A 17,272-nucleotide genomic window follows, 5' to 3' on the forward strand; every position below is an offset into this window, starting at 1 on the left:
CGCAGGGGCGCCCCGGTCATGCCATCGGAGCATTTCCGGCGGCCCCTTACGCTGGACAGGTGACGACACTGGTCCTGGACGGAGGGCTGGCCACCCGGCTGGAGGAACTCGGCGCGGACCTCAGCGACGAGTTGTGGTCGGCACGGCTGCTGCTGGAGGAGCCCGCGCTGATCCGGCAGGCGCACGCCGACTTCTTCGCGGCGGGAGCCGACGTGGCCACCACGGCGAGCTACCAGGCCACGCTGCCGGGCTTCGCGCGGCGCGGGCTGGACGCCGCGGCGGCCGGGCGGCTGATCCGGCTGTCGGTCGAGCTGGCCGCCCAGGCGCGCGACGCGGCCGGGCGCGGGCTGGTGGCCGCCTCGGTCGGCCCGTACGGGGCCTATCTGGCCAACGGGGCCGAGTACACCGGCGACTACGACCTCGACGAGGACGGCCTGTACGCCTGGCACCTGCCGCGCTGGGAGATCCTCGCCTCGGCGGGAGCGGACCTGCTGGCCTGCGAGACCATCCCGTCCTACCCCGAGGCGAAGGCGCTGGCCAGGCTGCTGGCCGGCACGCCCGGCGTGCGGGCGTGGGTGAGCTTCTCGTGCCGCGACGGCGAACGGCTCAACGACGGCACCCCGATCCGGGAGGCGGCCGGACTGTTCGCGGGTGACCCGCGGGTGGTGGCCGTCGGCGCGAACTGCACCGCGCCGCGCCACATCCCGGGCCTGATCTCCTGCCTGTCGGGAGGTCTGCCCGTGGTCGTCTACCCCAACTCGGGCGAGACGTGGGACGCCGCCGCCCGCCGCTGGCTGGGCCTGGCCGATCCGGTGGAGTACGGCCGGGCCGCCGAGGAGTGGCGGCGGGCGGGCGCGTCGCTGATCGGCGGCTGCTGCCGCACGACCCCCGAGCACATCAGGCAGATCCGCGCCCACCTGACCTGAACACGTCGCGCATCTGACCTGAGCACGTCAGGCGGATCCGCGCGCACCCGGCCTGAGCCCCCTGACCCGGCGGGTGCGCGCGGACCGGGCCCGGCTAGGCCAGCAGCGTGGCGGTGTCGCGGCGGCGGCCCAGGACGCGGTCGAGCGCCAGCGCCCCGCCCCCGGTGAAGCCGATGACCAGGCTGGCCGCCGCCAGCGCCAGCACGAACTCGTAGCCGCCCTCGCCGACCAGCCCGTTGACCCCGTGCACGAAGGTGATCGCGCCCAGCATGTTGAGGGCCAGCAGCGTGCCGAAGATCGGCAGCGCCACCCCCAGGATCAGCGCCAGGCCGCCGGCGACCTCCAGCGTGGCCACCACGGGAGCGGCCAGGCCCGCCAGCGGGATGCCGACGGACTCGAAGAACTTGGTCGTGCCCGCGATCCCCATGGACGCGAACTTCTGATAGCCGTGCACCAGGAAGATCACCCCGATGGCGACCCTCGCCAGCAACAGGACGATGGGACGCGCCTGATCCACCATGCGGACTCCTCGATGATCGTTCAGATTTGAACAATGACTCTAGCAGTGATTTGTTCAATTTCGAACGACAGTACACTGATTCAGTGACGGACATCCGATGGCTGGACGCGACGGAAATGGCCGCGTGGCGCGCCTTCGTCGCCGCCTCCCACCTGCTCGAGCGGCGCATCGAGGAACAGCTCAAGGCCGCGGCGGGGCTCACCCATCCGCAGTACGAGATCCTGGTGGTGCTCTCGGAGTCCCCCGGGCGGCAGATGCGCATGACCGAGCTGGCCAGGGGCGTCGTGGTGTCGAAGAGCGCGCTGACGTACCAGATCACCCAGTTGGAGAAGGCCGGGCTGGTGGAGCGGACGACCTGCCCGTCCGACGAGCGCGGGGTGCTGGCGGTGCTCACCGACGCGGGCGCGCGCTGCCTGGAGCGGGTGGCCCCCGGTCACGTGGAGGTGGTGCGCGAGCACCTGATCGACCAGCTCAGCCGCGAGGAACTGCACGCGGTGACGCGGGCCATGCGCAAGACGGAGGCGTCATTACGGACCTCCGCCTGACCTCGGGCAGGCGGGCCTCAGTCGCCCTTGGCGGCGGCGGAGGCGCGGGCGGCGCGTTCCATCTCGACGCGGGCGCTGGCGGCGTACTTGTCGACGTACTCCTGGCCCGACAGCTCCATCAGCGCGTACATGATCTCGTCGGTCACCGCGCGCAGCACCAGCCGGTCGTCCTCCATGCCGTAGTAGCGGGAGAAGTCGAGCGGCTTGCCGAACTTCACCCCCGGCCGGATGCCCATCTTGGGCAGCACCCGCCCGGGCGGCATCATCTCGTAGGTGTTGACCATCGCCCACGGGATCACCGGCACCCGCGACTCCAGGGCGAGCCTGGCCACGCCGGTCTTGCCCTTGTAGAGGCGGCCGTCGGGAGTGCGGGTGCCCTCGGGGTAGATGCCCAGGATGTTGCCCTCGCGCAGGACGCGCAGCCCGGTGCGCAGGGCCGCCTCGCTGGCCTTGCCGCCGGAGCGGTCGATGGGCACGGTGCCGACCCCGCTGAAGAACATCCGGGTGAAGAAGCCCTTGACGCCGCGCCCGGTGAAGTAGTCGGCCTTGCCCAGCGAGATGACCTTGCGCCGGATCTGCAGCGGGCCGAAGAAGTGGTCGGCGAAGGACAGGTGGTTGCCGGCCAGGATCGCGGGCCCCTGCCTGGGCACGTTCTCCGCGCCTTCGGTCCACGGCCGGAACAGGAGGCGCAGCAGCGGCCCCAAGATGGCCTTGACCACCCAGTAGAACACCCTGGCACCTCTTCCCTGCGCACTTTCGTCGGCCTCGTCGTCAGCGGGCAGTGACCGTGAGCATGTTCCCGAGCATGTCCGCGAGCAGAGTCATCTTCCCATCCCAACGACCATGCTCCTACATCAGCTCTCGCACAAACACCCCGGAACATGCGACGATCGGGCCGTTCCGGCGGAAATTCCCGGAATGAAACGGCACAGAGGAGCTGTTATGCCGCTCATGCCAGGCGCGGAGCCCTACCACCACGAAGCAGGCGAGATCGGCGTGTTGTTGTGCCACGGGTTCACCGGCACGCCGCAGTCGCTGCGGCCGTGGGGTGAGTACCTGGCCGGGCACGGGGTCAGCGTGTCGCTGCCCCGCCAGCCCGGTCACGGCACCAGATGGCAGGAGATGAACCGGACGCGCTGGATGGACTGGTACGCCGAGGTGGAGAAGGCGTTCGCGGACCTCCAGGGCAGGTGCGCGGAGGTGTTCGTGGCGGGGCTGTCGCTGGGCGGGTGCCTGGCGTTACGGCTGGCCGAGGTGCACGGCGCGGCGATCAGGGGCGTCATGGTGGTCAACCCCTCGATCGCGAACGACGTGCCGCTGATGCGGCTGGCCCCGCTGCTCAAGTGGTTCGTGCCGTCGGTTCCGGGGGTCGCCAACGACGTCAAGAAACCCGGCGTGCGCGAGCTGGCCTACACCCGCACCCCGGTGAAGGCGGCGGCCTCGCTGCCGGGGCTGTGGTCGCTGGTGCAGGCCGACCTGGCCAAGGTGACGCAGCCGCTGCTGGTCTTCCACAGCACGCAGGACCACGTGGTGAAGCCGACGAGTGTCGCGATCCTTCGCGCGAAGGTCCCGCAGGCCACGATCGAGGAGCTTACCGATAGCTACCATGTTGCGACGCTTGACAACGATGCCGACAGGATCTTTGCCGGGAGCCTCGACTTCATCCGGACACATGCCTCGGTACCCTTGCAGAGGGACTGATCGCACCCAGGGGGAAGTCGCGATCGCTGCGGAGAGGCCCATCTAGGTGACGCCCCAGAGTGACGAGGACGAGGTCTGGCGGCAGATCGTCGCGTCCTTCAACGACACGGCCGAGCGCGACTCGGCCGACCAGCCATGGCCCGACAGCGAGAACGTGCCTGCCGAGCCGGCCCGCCGGGTGGTCAGGCCCCCGGAGGACGAACCGGCCCGCGACACCCCGCCCGACGACGGCCCGCTCCTCGACCGGGCGGACGCCGACGACGAGGAGGACGACGACGAGGACGAGGGCCACTTCGAGCCCCCGCCGCCGCCTCCGCTGCCCAAGCTGGACCTGCCGACCAAGCTGGCGTGGGTCGCCCTGTTCGGCGGCCCCGCCTACCTGCTGGTCGCGGCGATGGCGAACTGGCGCATGGAGGGGTGGGCGCTGTTCACGGCGGTGGCGGCGTTCATCGGCGGGTTCGTGGCCCTGGTGGTCCGCATGGGCGACGGCCCGCCCAACGACTCCGGCTGGGACGACGGCGCGGTGCTCTGAGCGCCCTGCGGGAAGGCGCCTAGGACTTCGAGGTGGTCGTCCTGGGCGCGAAGGACTCCACCACGTCGGTGTAGCGGTCCTTGGTGTCCACGGCGTGCCCGACCGCCCACACCGTGCTCTTGCCCGCCAGGTACGTCACGGCCTGCAGCCGCACGCTGCTCCGGCCCGTCGCGCCGCCGCCCCTGATGGTCTCGCACGCGCCCTTCTCGCAGCGCATCATGAACGGCTCGGCGGCGCGTGCGGGGTCGTAGCCCGTCATCCAGTAGCGTCCCTTGCCGTCGCCGGTCACGCCGTACAGCCTGGTCTCGGGGCCGGGCACGGGCAGTTCGCGCCACCGCTTGCCGTTCCAGACCAGCGCGAGCGGCGAGACGTCGCCGGGGCCGCGGTAGATGCCGCCCACGGCCAGCGCCCGCTTGGAGTTGTCGACCTGCACGTCGCGCAGGTAGCCGCCGGGGACCGAGGGCAGCGGCATGGACTTCCACGAGCCGCCGGAGTAGTGCACGATCAGCGGCTCGGTGCCGGTGTCGCCGACCGCGAACCCGCCGGACACCGCGTAGAGCGCGCCCTTCTCCTTGGTCTCCTGGGCGCTCCAGGAGTTGCCCTGGCCGGTCAGGATCAGCCCGTTGCGCTCGCGGCTGCCGACCGCCACGATCTTGCCGGCCTTGGCGTCGACGCCGCCCAGCCAGTCGCCGGCGTGCAGCGCGGACGGCCTGACCCGGTCGAAGCCGCCGGTGTCGCCGTGCGCGAGGTAGGGAACACCGTCGTGCCCGTCGCCGACCGCCCACACGTCGGACGGCGAGGCGGCGGCCAGCCCGCGCAGGTTGCCCGCGGCCGTGTTGTCGCGGATGCCGACCTCGGCCCACCTGGCGCCGTCCCAGTGGCGGATGGTGCCGCGGTTCTTCCAGACGTCCCAGATCTCCTGCTGCCCCACCGCCCACACGTCGCTCGGCGAGATCGCGAGCACGTCGGAGAGCGAGCCGTCGGCCTGCAGGCGCACGCTCGTCGACTGCTGCCACGCCTCGATCTGGGGTGGGCGGGGTTCGGCATGCGCGGCGGGCGTGACCTGCGTCCAGGCCACGGACGTCGCCAAGATCAAGGAGAGCGCACGCCGCCGAGAGCGACGGGTCATGAGGGAAATGCTACGGGCTGGACGGCCTGTTCCGCCCGCCGGTGCCCAACTCGCAACTCCGCGACGACCGGGAGGTGGTCGCTGGCCCCCGTCAGATCGGGTCTCGCGGCGTCCACTCCCCCGCACCACACGACGTGGGTCCCGCGCGCGGCGAAGACCCCGTCGATGCGGACGGAGGGCCTGGTGGCGGGGTAGGTCAGCCCGTCGCCCTCGGGCGCCGCGGCGTGGCAGTCGGCCAGCCGCCCGGCCAGGTAGCGCCAGGCCGGCTGGTGCGGCTGCTCGTTGACGTCGCCGGCGAGCACGATCGCCGCGTCGTGCCGGGCCGCCGCGCGCTCCATCAGCGCCACGGCCTCGGCCGCGTGGTGCATCCTGGCCGGGCCGTTGAGGTCGAGGTGCAGCGAGCCGACGGCCAGCCGCGCCCCCTCGGCCTGCACGACGGCGACGGCGAGCACGCGCCGCTCCAGGCCGAGGAACGAGCGCAGCGGGTGGCTCGCGGCGTGCAGCACGCGCACGCGCCGCCCGACGAGCACGGCCACCCCGCCCAGCCTGCCGGGCGTCGCGACCGCCAGGCCCGCCGCGCCGGCCAGCATCGCCCGCCTGGCCCGCCACCGGCCGAACCTGGGCGCCTCCTGCACGCACAGCACGTCGGCCCGCGCGGCGGCGATGACCCGGCCGAGCGCGGGCACGCTGTCGCGCAGCCCGTGCAGGTTGTACGTGCCGACCCGGACCGTCACGCGGGACTTAACGCTGCCTGGCCAGGTCGGCGGCCCCCACCACGCCGGCGGACGCGCCGAGTTCGGCCAGCCGGATCTCGGCGAGCGGGCGGTGGCCGTGGCCGGTCAGCCGTTCGGCGAAGACCTGCCTGGCCCGGTCGATGAACAGGTCGGCGGCCCGCGAGACGCCGCCGCCGACGATGAAGCAGCCGGGGTCGAGCACGGCGGCCAGGTCGGCCATGCCCTGCCCGAGCCAGTCGGCCAGGGCGGCGAAGGCGGCCAGCGAGGCGTCGTCGCCCTGCCGGGCGGCCTCGGTCACCTCCTCGCCCTCGATCTTGCCGCCGGCCAGCCCGAGCAGCGTCGCGGCCCGTTCCGGCTCCTCGGCGGCGATCTGCCTGGCGTCCTTGACCAGGGACTGGCCGCTGGCGTACTGCTCCCAGCAGCCGACGTTGCCGCACCCGCAGGGCCGCCCGCCCGGGAGCACCTGCATGTGGCCCAGTTCGGCGCCCATGCCCCAGCGGCCCCGGTAGAGGTCGCCGCCGATGACGATGCCGCCGCCGATGCCGGTGCCGAGCGTCAGGCAGACCACGTGGGACTGGCCCCTGCCCGCGCCGAACCGGGTCTCGCCCCAGGCCATGGCGTTGGCGTCGTTCTCGATGATGACCGGCAGGCCGACCAGGTCGCTGATCTTCTTCTGCAGCGGCTCCTCGCGCCAGGCGAGGTTGGGGGCGAAGCGCACGACGGAGCGGGTCTCGTCCGACGATCTCGCCGTTGTCGTCGACCACACCGGCGGCCACCTTCGTCCCGCCGATGTCGACACCGATCGTGAGCATGCCCCGTGTCTCCCTAGTTCAGATCTATGTGTTCCACGCCGTCACGGCGGCCGTCGTCACCGGTCCGCCCGTCGCCGGTCCGCTCACGCGGCGCGCTGGTCCGGGGGGCGGGCCGGCTCAGCGCGTCGAGCGCTCCCCGGAAGGCGGCGACCAGCTCGCCGCCGGCCGCCATCAGGTGCCCGGCCACGTCGCCGCCGGACTCGCGCTGCGCCGCCATCGCCCGGCAGACCGGGCAGGCGCGGCAGATGTACTCCTCGTGGGGCTCGGACACGGCCTCCTCCCACACGTCCCGCTCCTTGCGGCCACCGCCGGTGAAGGAGTTGAACACGCTCTTGCCGACCTGGCGGGTGGCCCGCCCCTGGATCGACTCGAACAACTTGCGCGCTTCGTCGGCTACCGAGCCGATCGGGTCTTTGTCCTGGCTCTCGGTCATTTTGGCCCTCCCTGGCGTATGGGGTCGCTCCTCCATGTTCAACTCCTCAGGACGCGGATTCGCTCCCCGAGTTGAACGCTAGTGCAGACCCCGCCTGCGCGGGCGGGCCGTCTTCGAGGGCCCAGCGGACCCGGAGCACGCCGTCGCGCAGCTCGGCCGCGCTGATCCGCCGGCGCGCCAGGGCCGCCGGCAGCGCCAGGATCCGCCGGTACGGCCCCGCCGTGACGATCAGCTCGTCGCCCTTGCGCGCCAGGTCGACGTCGCCGCGCTCAGCCCCGGGCAGGGCCAGCGTCAGCTCGTCGGCGCTCATCCGCAGCGGCGGCTCGACGGCGTGCGGGGCGAACGGGTCGGCCTCGCCGTACATCGCCGCGCCCAGCTCGGCCAGCGCGGGCTCGCCGACGGGCTCGGCGGGCAGGTACGGCACCGCGTGCACGGGCAGCGGCGCGAACGACTGCTCCGCCTCGGCCAGCAGCCGGGCCTGGGCCGTGACCCACCGGGCCCGCCACTCGTCGGCGCCCTCGCCGGGGAAGACCCGGTTGGCGATGACGGCGTCGACCCGGTAGCCGTACAGGCTGAGCGAGGTCAGGGTGCGCCTGGCCTCGGCGAGCACCACGGACTCGGGGGTGAGCACGAGCCGCACGGAGGCGTGCTCGCCGGTGAGCAGCTCGCGCACCTCCATGAGGCCGCGGTGGAAGCGTTCGGCGGCGTCGAGGACGTCCTCGCCGGGCGCGCTCACGCGGGCCACGCCGCGCACGAACGGCGCGGCCAGCCGCACCAGCTTGCGGCCGACCGGCATGAGCCGGCTGACGTGCCAGTCGAGCGCCTCGGGCAGGGCCAGCAGGCGCAGCGTCTCGGCGGTGGGGGCGCAGTCGACGACGATCACGTCCCAGCGGCCGTCGCGGACGTTCGCGCGCAGCTCCAGCAGGGCGATGACCTCCTCGGCGCCCGGCAGGACCGTGATCTCCTCGGAGGTGATCTCGTCGAGGCCCAGCTCGGTCAGCAGGCCCCTGGCGTAGCCCTGCAGTTCGCCCCAGTGGCGCTCCAGCGTCTTCTGGGTGTCGACCTGGTGCAGGTGCAGGCCCGGCGCGAGTTCGCCGGGGCCCGCCGCCAGCGCGTCGGCCAGGGAGTGCGCCGCGTCGGTGGAGACGATGAGCGTCTTGAGCCCGCGCCGGGCGGCGAGCGTGGCGGTGGCCGCGGCGGCCGTGGTCTTGCCGACGCCGCCCTTGCCGGTGAAGAGCAGAACCCGCGGGCTCAACTCAGCGGCCCTCGACGCGCTTCTTGAGGCCCTTGAGCGCGGTGTCCACGATGACCTTCTCCGCCTTGCGCTTGATCAGGCCGAGCATGGGGACGCTGAGGTCGACCGCCAGCTCGTACGTCACCTCGGTGCCGCCGCCCGCGTCGGTGAGCCGGTAGCTGCCCCGCAGGTCGGAGACCATCTTCCCGGGCTCGGCGACCTGCCAGCTCACGCTGTCGCCCTGCCAGGCGTAGCCGAGGGTGTAGGTGTCGCTGATCGGGCCGGCGTCGAGGGCGAACCGGACCGTGTGCGGCCTGCCGTCGGCGTCGGCGCTGAGGACCTCGGCGCGTTTGACCTGGCCGGCCCATTCGGGGTAGGAGGGGAAGTCCGCGATGACCGCCATCACGTCGGCCCGCGCGGCGCCGATCGTGATGCTCGAAGTGGTGCGATCAGACATGCGACCACCGTAGTGCACGAACCACCACACGCGGCGGACCCGTGTGAGGGCGGGCGGCGCTCACCATTCCAGGACGTACGGAACGCCGCTGCCCCGGAAGTGGCCCACGTTCACGCACTCGGTGCGCCCCACGCGGGTGCGCGCGTGCAGCGGGTTGTGCACGTGCCCGAACAGGGCGTAGCGCGGCTGGGTGCGCCTGATCGCCGCCAGCGTGGCCTCGCTGCCGCGCTCGAAGCGGCGGGCCACCACGTCGTAGAGCAGTTCGGGCAGGGCGGGCGGGATGTGGCAGCACAGGACGTCCACCTCGCCGATCGCCTCGACCTTGGCGGCGTACTCCTCGTCGGTGATCTCGTGCGGGGTGCGGTAGGGGGTCTTCAGCCCGCCGCCGACGAAGCCGAACCGCAGGCCGCCGATCTCGGCCACCTGCCCGTCGAGCACCTGGTGGCCGGGCCTGAGGTAGTCGGCCCACAGGCGCGGCAGGTCGACGTTGCCGTAGGTGAGGTAGGCGGGCACGGGCATGGCGGCGAAGAGGGCGGCGTACTGGGCGCGCACGTTGCGTTCGATGTGCTCGCGCGGATCGCCGTCGAGCGTGGCCCACAGCCGCGCGGACATGGCCCTGGCCTCGTCGAAGCGTTTGGCCGTGCGCAGCGCGATGAACCGCCTGGCGTTCTCCGCGCCGAACAGGTCGGCGAAGATGCCCTGGGCGTGGTCGTCGTAGTCGACGAACAGGATCAGGTCGCCGAGGCAGATCAGCGCGTCCGCGCCGTCGCCCGCGCCGGCCAGCGCGTCGGCCCTGCCATGGACATCGCTGACGACGTGGACCCTCATGAGGGAGATCCTACGACCGCCCGCCGTCGGGGGCCCGTCCACATGGGCGGTGCGCGTGCGCGTGCGCCCGTGTGTTGGCTGCTAGCGTGAGGAATGCCCTTCATAACGCCTCAATGACGGAGCTACCGGCGCGTAACTTAAGGCGGTAACGTCCAGGCGGTCCCCGAAGAGGAGTTGAGTTCGTGCGCGAGTACAGCGTCCCCGTCCTGGTCGACGTGCCCGCCTCCGCGGGCCTGGCCGACACCGTCTTCCGGCGCGCCGAGCAGGAGCCGGGCGCGATCGTGATGCGCCGCAAGATCGGCGACGGGTGGCCTGTCGTCACCGCCTCCGAGTTCCGCGACCAGGTGGTCGAGGTGGCCAGAGGGCTGGTCGCGGCCGGCGTCGAGCACGGCGACCGGGTCGCGCTGATGTCCCGCACCCGCTACGAGTGGACGCTGATCGACTACGCCATCTGGTCCGTCGGCGCGGTCACCGTGCCGATCTACGAGACCTCCTCCGCCGAGCAGGTCCGGTGGATCCTGCGCGACAGCGCGGCCAAGGCGGCGTTCGTCGAGCTCGACGGGCACGAGGAGGCCGTGAGGGAGGCCGCGCCCGAGCTGAAGTCGATCTGGCGGGTGGACGGCACACCGGAGACCGGCGACGTCTCCGCCGCCGACGTCGAGGAGCGCAGGAAGCGCGTCTCGGCCGCCGACCTGGCCACGATCGTCTACACCTCGGGCACCACGGGCCGGCCCAAGGGCTGCCGCATCACCCACGACAACCTGCTGTTCACCGCGCTCAACGTGCTGCGCGGGCCGCTGGAGCCGCTGTTCGCCCGCAAGGACCCGGCCGCGCTGCTGTTCCTGCCGCTGGCGCACATCTTCGCGCGGATGATCCAGGTCGTGCTGATCGAGGCGGGCGCGATCATGGCGCACACCCCCAACATGAAGAACGTCGCCCCCGACCTGCAGAGCTTCAGGCCGACGTTCCTGCTGGGCGTGCCGCGCGTGTTCGAGAAGGTCTACAACGGCGCCGAGCAGAAGGCCGTCTCGGGCGGCAAGGGCAAGATCTTCGCCGCCGCCGTCGACGTGGCGGTGGCCTGGAGCAAGGCGGAGAGCGCCGGGGGCGCGCCGCTCGGGCTGCGGCTGCGGCGGGCGGTGTTCGACAAGCTGGTCTACGCCAAGCTGCGCGCGGCCACGGGCGGCCGGCTGTCGGCCGCGGTGAGCGGCGGCTCCGCGCTCGGCGAGCGGCTCGGTCACTTCTTCAGGGGCGTCGGCATCGAGGTCTTCGAGGGCTACGGCCTGACCGAGACCTCGGCCCCGGTCTCGGTCAACATGCCCGGCGCCAACAAGATCGGCACTGTCGGCAAGCCGCTGCCCGGCGTCACGCTGCGCATCGACGACGACGGCGAGGTCCTGGCCAGGGGCCGCAACGTCTTCCACGGCTACTGGAAGGACGACGCCGCCACCGGCGACGTGATCGACTCCGCGGGCTGGTTCCACACCGGCGACATCGGCGAACTCGACTCCGACGGCTACCTGCGGATCACCGGGCGCAAGAAGGAGATCCTGGTGACGGCGGCGGGCAAGAACGTCGCGCCCGGCCCGCTGGAGGACGCGCTGCGCGCGCACCCGCTGATCTCCCAGGCGATGATCGTGGGCGACGGGCGGCCGTTCGTCGCGGCCCTGGTCACACTCGACGCCGAGGCCGTGCCGGCCGGCTCCACGGTGGCGGAGCTGCGCTCCGACCCCAAGGTGCGGACCGACATCCAGGCCGCCGTCGACCGGGCCAACCTGCTGGTGTCGAAGGCCGAGCAGATCAAGAAGTTCACCATTCTGGAGGCCGACCTCACCGAGGACGGCGGGCATCTCACGCCCACGCTCAAGGTCAAGCGCAACCTCGTGCTGCGCGACTTCGCCAAGGAGATCGACGAACTCTACGACGACCGGCGCTGAGCCCGCCGGGCGCGGACACGTTGACAGTCGGAGATCTTGGCTTTTCGATGAAGGAAGGTGAGTGAACTCGGGGGATTGTGCAGGGTCCGGCAGGGAGGAACCACCATGCACCGACGACCGCCGATCTCACGTCGCAATCTTCTGTTGGGCGCCGCCGCCACGTTCGGCGTGCCCGCCGTGCTCGCCGGCTGCGGCTCCGGCGCCCCGTCGCCCGCGCCGAGCGGGTCCGGCGGGGGCCTCGGCACCGTCACGATCGGCTCGAACGCCTCCGACGAGATCCCCAAGAAGACCCTCGACACCGTGCTCAAGGGCTTCACCCAGGCCGCGACCAGGATCAACACGGTCGATCACAACACCTTCCAGGAGAACATCAACCGCTACCTGCGGGGCACGCCGGACGACGTGTTCACCTGGTTCGCCGGTTACCGCATGCGGTTCTTCGCCGAACAGGGGCTGGCCACCGACATCTCGGACGTGTGGCAGGAGATCGGCGGCGGCTACACGCAGGCGTTCAAGGACCAGTCGACCGGCGCGGACGGCAAGCAGTACTTCGTGCCCTTCACCTACTACCCGTGGGCCGTCTTCTACCGCAAGAGCGTGTGGGCCGACAAGGGCTACGAGCCGCCCGCCACCCTCGACGAGCTCACCGCGCTGGCCGGGAGGATGCGGGCCGACGGGCTGATCCCGATCGCGTTCGCCGACAAGGACGGCTGGCCGGCGATGGGCACGTTCGACATCCTCAACCTGCGTACGAACGGCTACGACTTCCACATCTCGCTCATGGCCGGCCAGGAGTCGTGGACGGACCCCCGGGTCAGGCAGGTGTTCGACACCTGGCGGGGGCTGATGGAGTACCACCAGCCGGCCGCGCTGGGCCGCACCTGGCAGGAGGCCGGGCAGTCGCTGGCGCAGAAGAAGACCGGGATGTACCTGCTGGGGATGTTCGTCGCCCAGCAGTTCCCCGAGGCCGACCTCGACGACCTCGACTTCTTCACGTTCCCGGAGATCAACCCGGCCTACGGGACCGACTCCATCGACGCACCCGTCGACGGCTACATGATCTCCGCCAAGGCCAGGAACGTGGACGGCGCCAAGGCCGTGCTCAAGCACCTCGCCCAGCCGTCCTCCCAGGACATCGCCACGAAGCTGGACCCCGGCACGCTGGCGGCCGGCTCGGGGGCCGACACCTCCGGCTACAGCGCGCTGCAGAAACGCGGCGCGGAGCTGGTGTCGAAGGCCACGCACATCGCCCAGTTCCTCGACCGCGACACGCGGCCGGACTTCGCCTCCACGGTGATGATCCCGTCGCTGCAGTCGTTCGTCGGCGAGCCGGCCGAGATCGACTCCCTGCTGTCGAGCATCGAGAAGCAGAAGGCGAACATCTTCCGCTGATGGGCGTCAAGACCCGTCGCTACTCCGCCCGCGACGTGACCGTCCTGGTCGCCGGGCTGGGGGTGGCCGTCGCCGTCAACGTGAGCCTCATCTGGGGGCCCACGCTCGCCTCCATCGTGCTGTCCGGCACCGGCTGGAACGGCATCGGGCCGATCGAGTGGGTGGGCCTCGACAACTACCACGACCTGGCGGCCGAGTATCCGCCGTTCTGGTCGGCGGTCCGCAACAACGTGTTGTGGCTGGCCTTCCTCGGGCTGGTCGCGACGCCGTTCGGGCTGTTCTGCGCGGTGCTGCTGGACCGTCGGCTGCGGTGGTCGCGGGTCTACCAGAGCGCCCTGTACACGCCCGTCGTGCTGTCGCTGGCCGTGGTGGGCTTCATCGCGCAGCTCGTCTACTCCTCCGACTACGGGGTGCTGAACGCGGTGACCGGGCTGAGCGTGGACTGGCTGGGCGACAGCTCCGTCAACATCTGGGTGGTCATGGTCGCCGCCGGCTGGCGGCACGTCGGCTACGTGATGATCATCTATCTGGCGGGGCTCAAGGCGGTCGATCCGGCGCTGAAGGAGGCCGCGGCCATCGACGGCGCCAACGAGCGGCAGGCGTTCTTCGGGGTGGTGTTCCCGACGCTGCGGCCGGTCAACGTGATCGTGCTGGTCATCACGGTGATCGAGGCGCTGCGGGCCTTCGACGTCGTCTACGCCGTCAACAAGGGCAGGAACGGGCTGGAGCTGCTGTCGGTGCTGGTCACCGAGAACATCGTGGGCGAGGCCAGCCGGATCGGCTTCGGCTCGGCGATCGCGGTGGTCCTGCTGGTGCTCTCGATGGGGTTCATCGTCGCGTACCTGTCGCAACTGTTCAGGGAGGAGCGATGAGCCACGCCGCCGCTCCCCCGCGCGCGCGTCCGGTCCGGCCGCTGCGGATCCTGCTGCACCTCTTCCTGGCGCTGGTGGCGCTGGGGTGGCTGCTGCCGCCGGCGCTGGCGGTGTACGCCTCGCTGCGGCCGTACGAGGAGACCGCCCGTCTGGGCTACCTCTCGCCGCCGGAGCACCTGACGCTCGGCTACTACGCGGAGGCGTGGACGCAGGCCGAGTTGCCCCGCTACTACCTCAACACGCTGATCGTCGTGCTGCCCGCGGTGGCGGTGACGCTGCTGCTGGCCTCGTTCACGGCGTTCGCGATCGCGCGGCTGCGCGTGCCGGGCCGCAGGACGCTGCTGATCGTGTTCACCGCGGGCAATCTGCTGCCGCCGCAGGTCCTCATCACCCCGCTCTACACCCTGTACACGCTCGTCCCGCTGCCGGCGTGGCTGTCGGACTCGCAGTCGCTCTACGACTCCTACCTCGGGCTGATCCTCGTCCACGTGGCGTTCCAGTTCGGCTTCTGCGTCTTCGTGCTGGCGAACTTCATGCGCACGATCCCCGAGGAGATCAACGAGGCGGCGCTGATGGACGGGGCGGGGGTGTGGCGGCGCTACTGGCGGCTGACGCTGCCGCTGTGCCGGCCCGCGCTGGCGGCGCTGGCCACGTTGCAGTTCACCTGGATGTACAACGACTTCCTGTGGGCGCTGGTGCTGATGTCGTCGGGCGACAAGCTGCCCGTCACCTCGGCGCTGAACAACCTGCGCGGCCAGTTCTTCACCGACTACAACCTGCTGGCCGCCGGCTCGATGCTGGTGGCGCTGCCGACGCTGGTCGTCTTCCAGCTCCTGCACAAGCAGTTCGTGGCCGGGCTCACGCTCGGCTCGGCGAAGGGTTAGAGCAACTGCCGGAAGCGGGCGGCCACTTGGTCCCACGCCCATTCGCGGGCGACCCAGTCACGGCCGCCCGCGCCCAGCTTGCGGGCCCTGCCGGGGTCGGTGAGCAGTTCGACGACGGCCTGCGCCACCTCGTCCACGCTCTCGCCGTTCACGACCAGGCCGGTCTCGCCGGGCCGGACCGCGTCGGGCGCGCCGCCGGACGCGCCCGCCACCACGGGCAGCCCGCTCGCGGACGCCTCCAGGAACACGATCCCGAGCCCTTCCACGTCCACGCCCCCGAGCCGGGTGCGGCACGGCATCGCGAACACGTCCGCCGCCGCGTAGTAGGCGGGCAGGGCGGACTCCGGCACCGTGCCGGTGAATCTGATCGACTCCCGCCCGGCCGCCAGCCGTTCCAGCGCCGCGCGGTACGGGCCGCCGCCCACCAGCAGCAGCACGGCGTCCGGGACCGAGCGCAGCACGCTGGGCCAGGCCCTGATGAGCTGGTCCTGGCCCTTGCGCGGCACCAGCCGCGACACGCACAGCACCACCGGCCGCCCCGGCGGGACGGGCACGATCTCCGCGTCGGGGTCCGCGGCACCGGGGCGGAACCGGTCGGCGTCCACGCCGGGCGCGAGCCGGACGAGCTTGCCCGGCTCGATGACGGCGGCCAGCCGCCGCCGGGTGTACTCGCCGAGGTACGTCACCACGTCGGCGTGCGCGCCGATCCGGCGCAGCACGGCGCGGAAGCCCGGCGCGCTCGCCCACGACGCCTCGTGGCCGTGGGTGAGCATCACCACCCGCCGCGCGCCCGCACGGCGCAGGCGCGGGGCGAGCAGGCCGAGTGGCGCCGCCGCGCCGAACACCACGGTGCCCGCGCCGTGCTCGGCCACCAGCCCTGCCACCAGCCGGGCCGCCGTGCGCGCGACGGCCGGGGTGGGCAGCATCAGCCGCGTCGGGTGCCGCACGATCGGGAACGGCTGGCGCCGGTCGAACTCCGCCGCCCCCGGCCAGGCCGGCGCGTAGACCACGACGCCGGGCGTGCGCAGCGCGAGCCCATGGACGAACGACTGGATCCCGCCCGGCCTGGGCGGGAAGTCGTTGGTCACGATGAGCACGCCGGCGGGGGCGGGGCCGTTCACGGCTCGGGGACGCCGTTCAGCTTGGCCCATGCGCGGGCCATCGCGATGCGCTCGGGGCCAGAGGGATGGGAGGCATAGAGCACATATTCCACCGCATCCGGCGACAAGTCGGAAATGTTGGCTACGGCGAGGTGCTTCTGCATGGCGATGAACGTGGCCGGATCCCTGGTCAGGTCCAGCGCGTGCACGTCGGCCCTGGCCTCGATGTGCCGGCTGATCAGGTTCTGGGCGGGGCCCATGAGCAGCGAGCCGAAGGTCATGATGCCCATGATCACCCCGACCGCGCGCGGGTCGGTGATCGAGCCGACCCCGGTGCGCCGCCGCAGCGGACCGAAGACCAGGAACAGCGCGATCGCGCCGAGAGCCGCGCCCAGGGCGGCGATGAACGTGCCGTAGAGCACGTCGTTACGCGCCGCGTGCCCCAGCTCGTGCGCGGCGACCAGCTCGACCTGCCCCTGCGGGGCCTTCAGCAGTGTGTCGTAGACGACGATGCGGCGCGTGGCCCCGAAGCCGGACACGTACGCGTTGAGCGCCGTCGTACGGCGTGAGGCGTCGGCGACCAGCACGTCCTCGACCGGCACGTGGTCACGCTCGGCCATGTCGAGCAGGTTGGTGCGCAGCGAGCCCTGCGGCATGGAGTGGAAGTCGTTGAACAGCGGCTCGAACACCACGGGGTACACGAACGACATCGCCACCGTCAGCGCGAACGCGCCCACCGCGGCCGGGATCCACCAGCGCCGGAACCTGCGCGCCAGCGCCACCAGGGCCAGCAGCATGACGCCGAGCAGCAGCGCCTCCACGCCCAGGTTCTTCAGCCGGTCGACGCTCCAGCCCGCCCAGTCCTGGACGGACAGGCCGTAGTCGCGCAGGATCGTCTCGAACCAGACGCCGAGCGGCCACCGGGCCAGCTCGGTGATCGCGGTGATCACCAGCACGCCGAGGACCACCCGCAACCACCACGGGCCTCTCAGCCACCCGAGCACCTTGGCGCTGAACGGGGTGGCGACCAGCAGGCCGGCGAAGATCACCGTGAGGCCCAGCGAGAGGTAGCTCGGCAGGCTTGTGGCCGCGTCGAACGCCTGCGACCTGGCGATCTGGGCGGCGGTGAAGTCGCGCGCCGGATCGGGCGGGCCGCCGGTCAGCACGTGCCAGGGGGTGCTGAACGCGGCCATCGCGCTGGTGCTGCTGGGCATGGTGATCGTGGCGGTGGCCGCGTTC

General features: G+C 71.9%; 18 protein-coding genes and 1 pseudogene. 8 read left to right on the forward strand and 11 right to left on the reverse strand.

The features are described 5' to 3' along the window. Nucleotides 1-59: 59 nt before the first annotated feature. Nucleotides 60-926, forward strand: coding sequence for a homocysteine S-methyltransferase (gene mmuM, locus FAF44_RS35300; RefSeq protein WP_237107688.1), 867 nt, complete (start codon nt 60-62; stop codon nt 924-926). A gap of 94 nt (nt 927-1,020) precedes the next feature. On the opposite strand, the gene FAF44_RS35305 is transcribed toward mmuM, so the two are convergent. Continuing rightward, the gene (locus FAF44_RS35305; protein ID WP_237107689.1) at nt 1,021-1,446 is read right to left on the reverse strand and encodes a DoxX family protein; all 426 of its coding nucleotides are present in this window, start codon (nt 1,444-1,446) and stop codon (nt 1,021-1,023) included. A gap of 83 nt (nt 1,447-1,529) precedes the next feature. Between FAF44_RS35305 and FAF44_RS35310 the strand changes: the two genes are divergently transcribed. Further along, nucleotides 1,530-1,991 (forward strand): MarR family winged helix-turn-helix transcriptional regulator, encoded by a 462-nt coding sequence (locus FAF44_RS35310; protein ID WP_237107690.1) that lies wholly within the window; start codon nt 1,530-1,532, stop codon nt 1,989-1,991. 17 nt (nt 1,992-2,008) lie between these two features. On the opposite strand, the gene FAF44_RS35315 is transcribed toward FAF44_RS35310, so the two are convergent. After that, nucleotides 2,009-2,722, reverse strand: a complete 714-nt coding sequence (locus FAF44_RS35315; RefSeq protein WP_237107691.1) for a 1-acyl-sn-glycerol-3-phosphate acyltransferase — start codon at nt 2,720-2,722, stop codon at nt 2,009-2,011. 211 nt (nt 2,723-2,933) lie between these two features. Between FAF44_RS35315 and FAF44_RS35320 the strand changes: the two genes are divergently transcribed. Further along, on the forward strand, nt 2,934-3,692 hold the full coding sequence (locus FAF44_RS35320; RefSeq protein WP_237107692.1) for a carboxylesterase: 759 nt from the start codon (nt 2,934-2,936) through the stop codon (nt 3,690-3,692). A 46-nt stretch (nt 3,693-3,738) separates the two neighbouring features. Further along, the gene (locus tag FAF44_RS35325; protein ID WP_237107693.1) at nt 3,739-4,224 is read left to right on the forward strand and encodes a hypothetical protein; all 486 of its coding nucleotides are present in this window, start codon (nt 3,739-3,741) and stop codon (nt 4,222-4,224) included. Between the two features lie 19 nt (nt 4,225-4,243). On the opposite strand, the gene FAF44_RS35330 is transcribed toward FAF44_RS35325, so the two are convergent. From FAF44_RS35330 to FAF44_RS35360, 7 genes and pseudogenes are all read right to left on the reverse strand, one after another. Next, entirely contained in the window at nt 4,244-5,353 is a 1,110-nt protein-coding gene (locus tag FAF44_RS35330; protein WP_237107694.1) for a hypothetical protein, read from the reverse strand. After that, on the reverse strand, nt 5,350-6,087 hold the full coding sequence (locus FAF44_RS35335) for an endonuclease/exonuclease/phosphatase family protein (protein ID WP_237107695.1): 738 nt from the start codon (nt 6,085-6,087) through the stop codon (nt 5,350-5,352). The genes FAF44_RS35330 and FAF44_RS35335 overlap by 4 nt, the downstream gene beginning before the upstream one ends. Nucleotides 6,088-6,094: 7 nt before the next feature. Beyond that, nucleotides 6,095-6,899 (reverse strand): annotated as a pseudogene (locus FAF44_RS35340) (ROK family glucokinase). Nucleotides 6,900-6,912: 13 nt separating this feature from the next. Further along, the gene (locus tag FAF44_RS35345; protein ID WP_237107696.1) at nt 6,913-7,332 is read right to left on the reverse strand and encodes a DUF5304 family protein; all 420 of its coding nucleotides are present in this window, start codon (nt 7,330-7,332) and stop codon (nt 6,913-6,915) included. Nucleotides 7,333-7,378: 46 nt separating this feature from the next. Further along, nucleotides 7,379-8,587, reverse strand: a complete 1,209-nt coding sequence (locus FAF44_RS35350; protein ID WP_237107697.1) for an ArsA family ATPase — start codon at nt 8,585-8,587, stop codon at nt 7,379-7,381. Nucleotide 8,588: 1 nt separating this feature from the next. Further along, nucleotides 8,589-9,023, reverse strand: a complete 435-nt coding sequence (locus FAF44_RS35355) for an SRPBCC family protein (RefSeq protein ID WP_237107698.1) — start codon at nt 9,021-9,023, stop codon at nt 8,589-8,591. Between the two features lie 60 nt (nt 9,024-9,083). Then, nucleotides 9,084-9,851, reverse strand: coding sequence for a metallophosphoesterase (locus tag FAF44_RS35360; RefSeq protein ID WP_237107699.1), 768 nt, complete (start codon nt 9,849-9,851; stop codon nt 9,084-9,086). Nucleotides 9,852-10,033: 182 nt separating this feature from the next. Between FAF44_RS35360 and FAF44_RS35365 the strand changes: the two genes are divergently transcribed. The 4 genes from FAF44_RS35365 to FAF44_RS35380 all read left to right on the forward strand — a co-directional run bounded on the left by FAF44_RS35365 (nt 10,034) and on the right by FAF44_RS35380 (nt 14,933). Then, nucleotides 10,034-11,785: a long-chain fatty acid--CoA ligase gene (locus FAF44_RS35365; protein WP_237107700.1), complete on the forward strand. Its 1,752-nt coding sequence runs from the start codon at nt 10,034-10,036 to the stop codon at nt 11,783-11,785. Nucleotides 11,786-11,929: 144 nt separating this feature from the next. Next, on the forward strand, nt 11,930-13,177 hold the full coding sequence (locus FAF44_RS35370) for an ABC transporter substrate-binding protein (RefSeq protein ID WP_237107701.1): 1,248 nt from the start codon (nt 11,930-11,932) through the stop codon (nt 13,175-13,177). Beyond that, entirely contained in the window at nt 13,177-14,049 is an 873-nt protein-coding gene (locus tag FAF44_RS35375) for a carbohydrate ABC transporter permease (protein WP_237107702.1), read from the forward strand. The genes FAF44_RS35370 and FAF44_RS35375 overlap by 1 nt, the downstream gene beginning before the upstream one ends. Then, a complete protein-coding gene (locus FAF44_RS35380) occupies nt 14,046-14,933 on the forward strand; it encodes a carbohydrate ABC transporter permease (RefSeq protein WP_237107703.1) in 888 nt (295 codons plus the stop codon). The genes FAF44_RS35375 and FAF44_RS35380 overlap by 4 nt, the downstream gene beginning before the upstream one ends. On the opposite strand, the gene FAF44_RS35385 is transcribed toward FAF44_RS35380, so the two are convergent. Next, nucleotides 14,930-16,054: a glycosyltransferase family 4 protein gene (locus FAF44_RS35385; RefSeq protein ID WP_237107704.1), complete on the reverse strand. Its 1,125-nt coding sequence runs from the start codon at nt 16,052-16,054 to the stop codon at nt 14,930-14,932. The two genes, FAF44_RS35380 and FAF44_RS35385, sit on opposite strands and share 4 nt — an antisense overlap. Then, on the reverse strand, nt 16,051-17,247 hold the full coding sequence (locus tag FAF44_RS35390; RefSeq protein ID WP_237107705.1) for a M48 family metallopeptidase: 1,197 nt from the start codon (nt 17,245-17,247) through the stop codon (nt 16,051-16,053). Before FAF44_RS35390 ends, FAF44_RS35385 begins: the two co-directional genes overlap by 4 nt. Nucleotides 17,248-17,272: the final 25 nt, after the last annotated feature.

The sequence above is a fragment of the Nonomuraea sp. MG754425 genome (assembly GCF_021699195.1).
In the GTDB taxonomy this organism is placed as follows: Bacteria; Actinomycetota; Actinomycetes; order Streptosporangiales; family Streptosporangiaceae; genus Nonomuraea.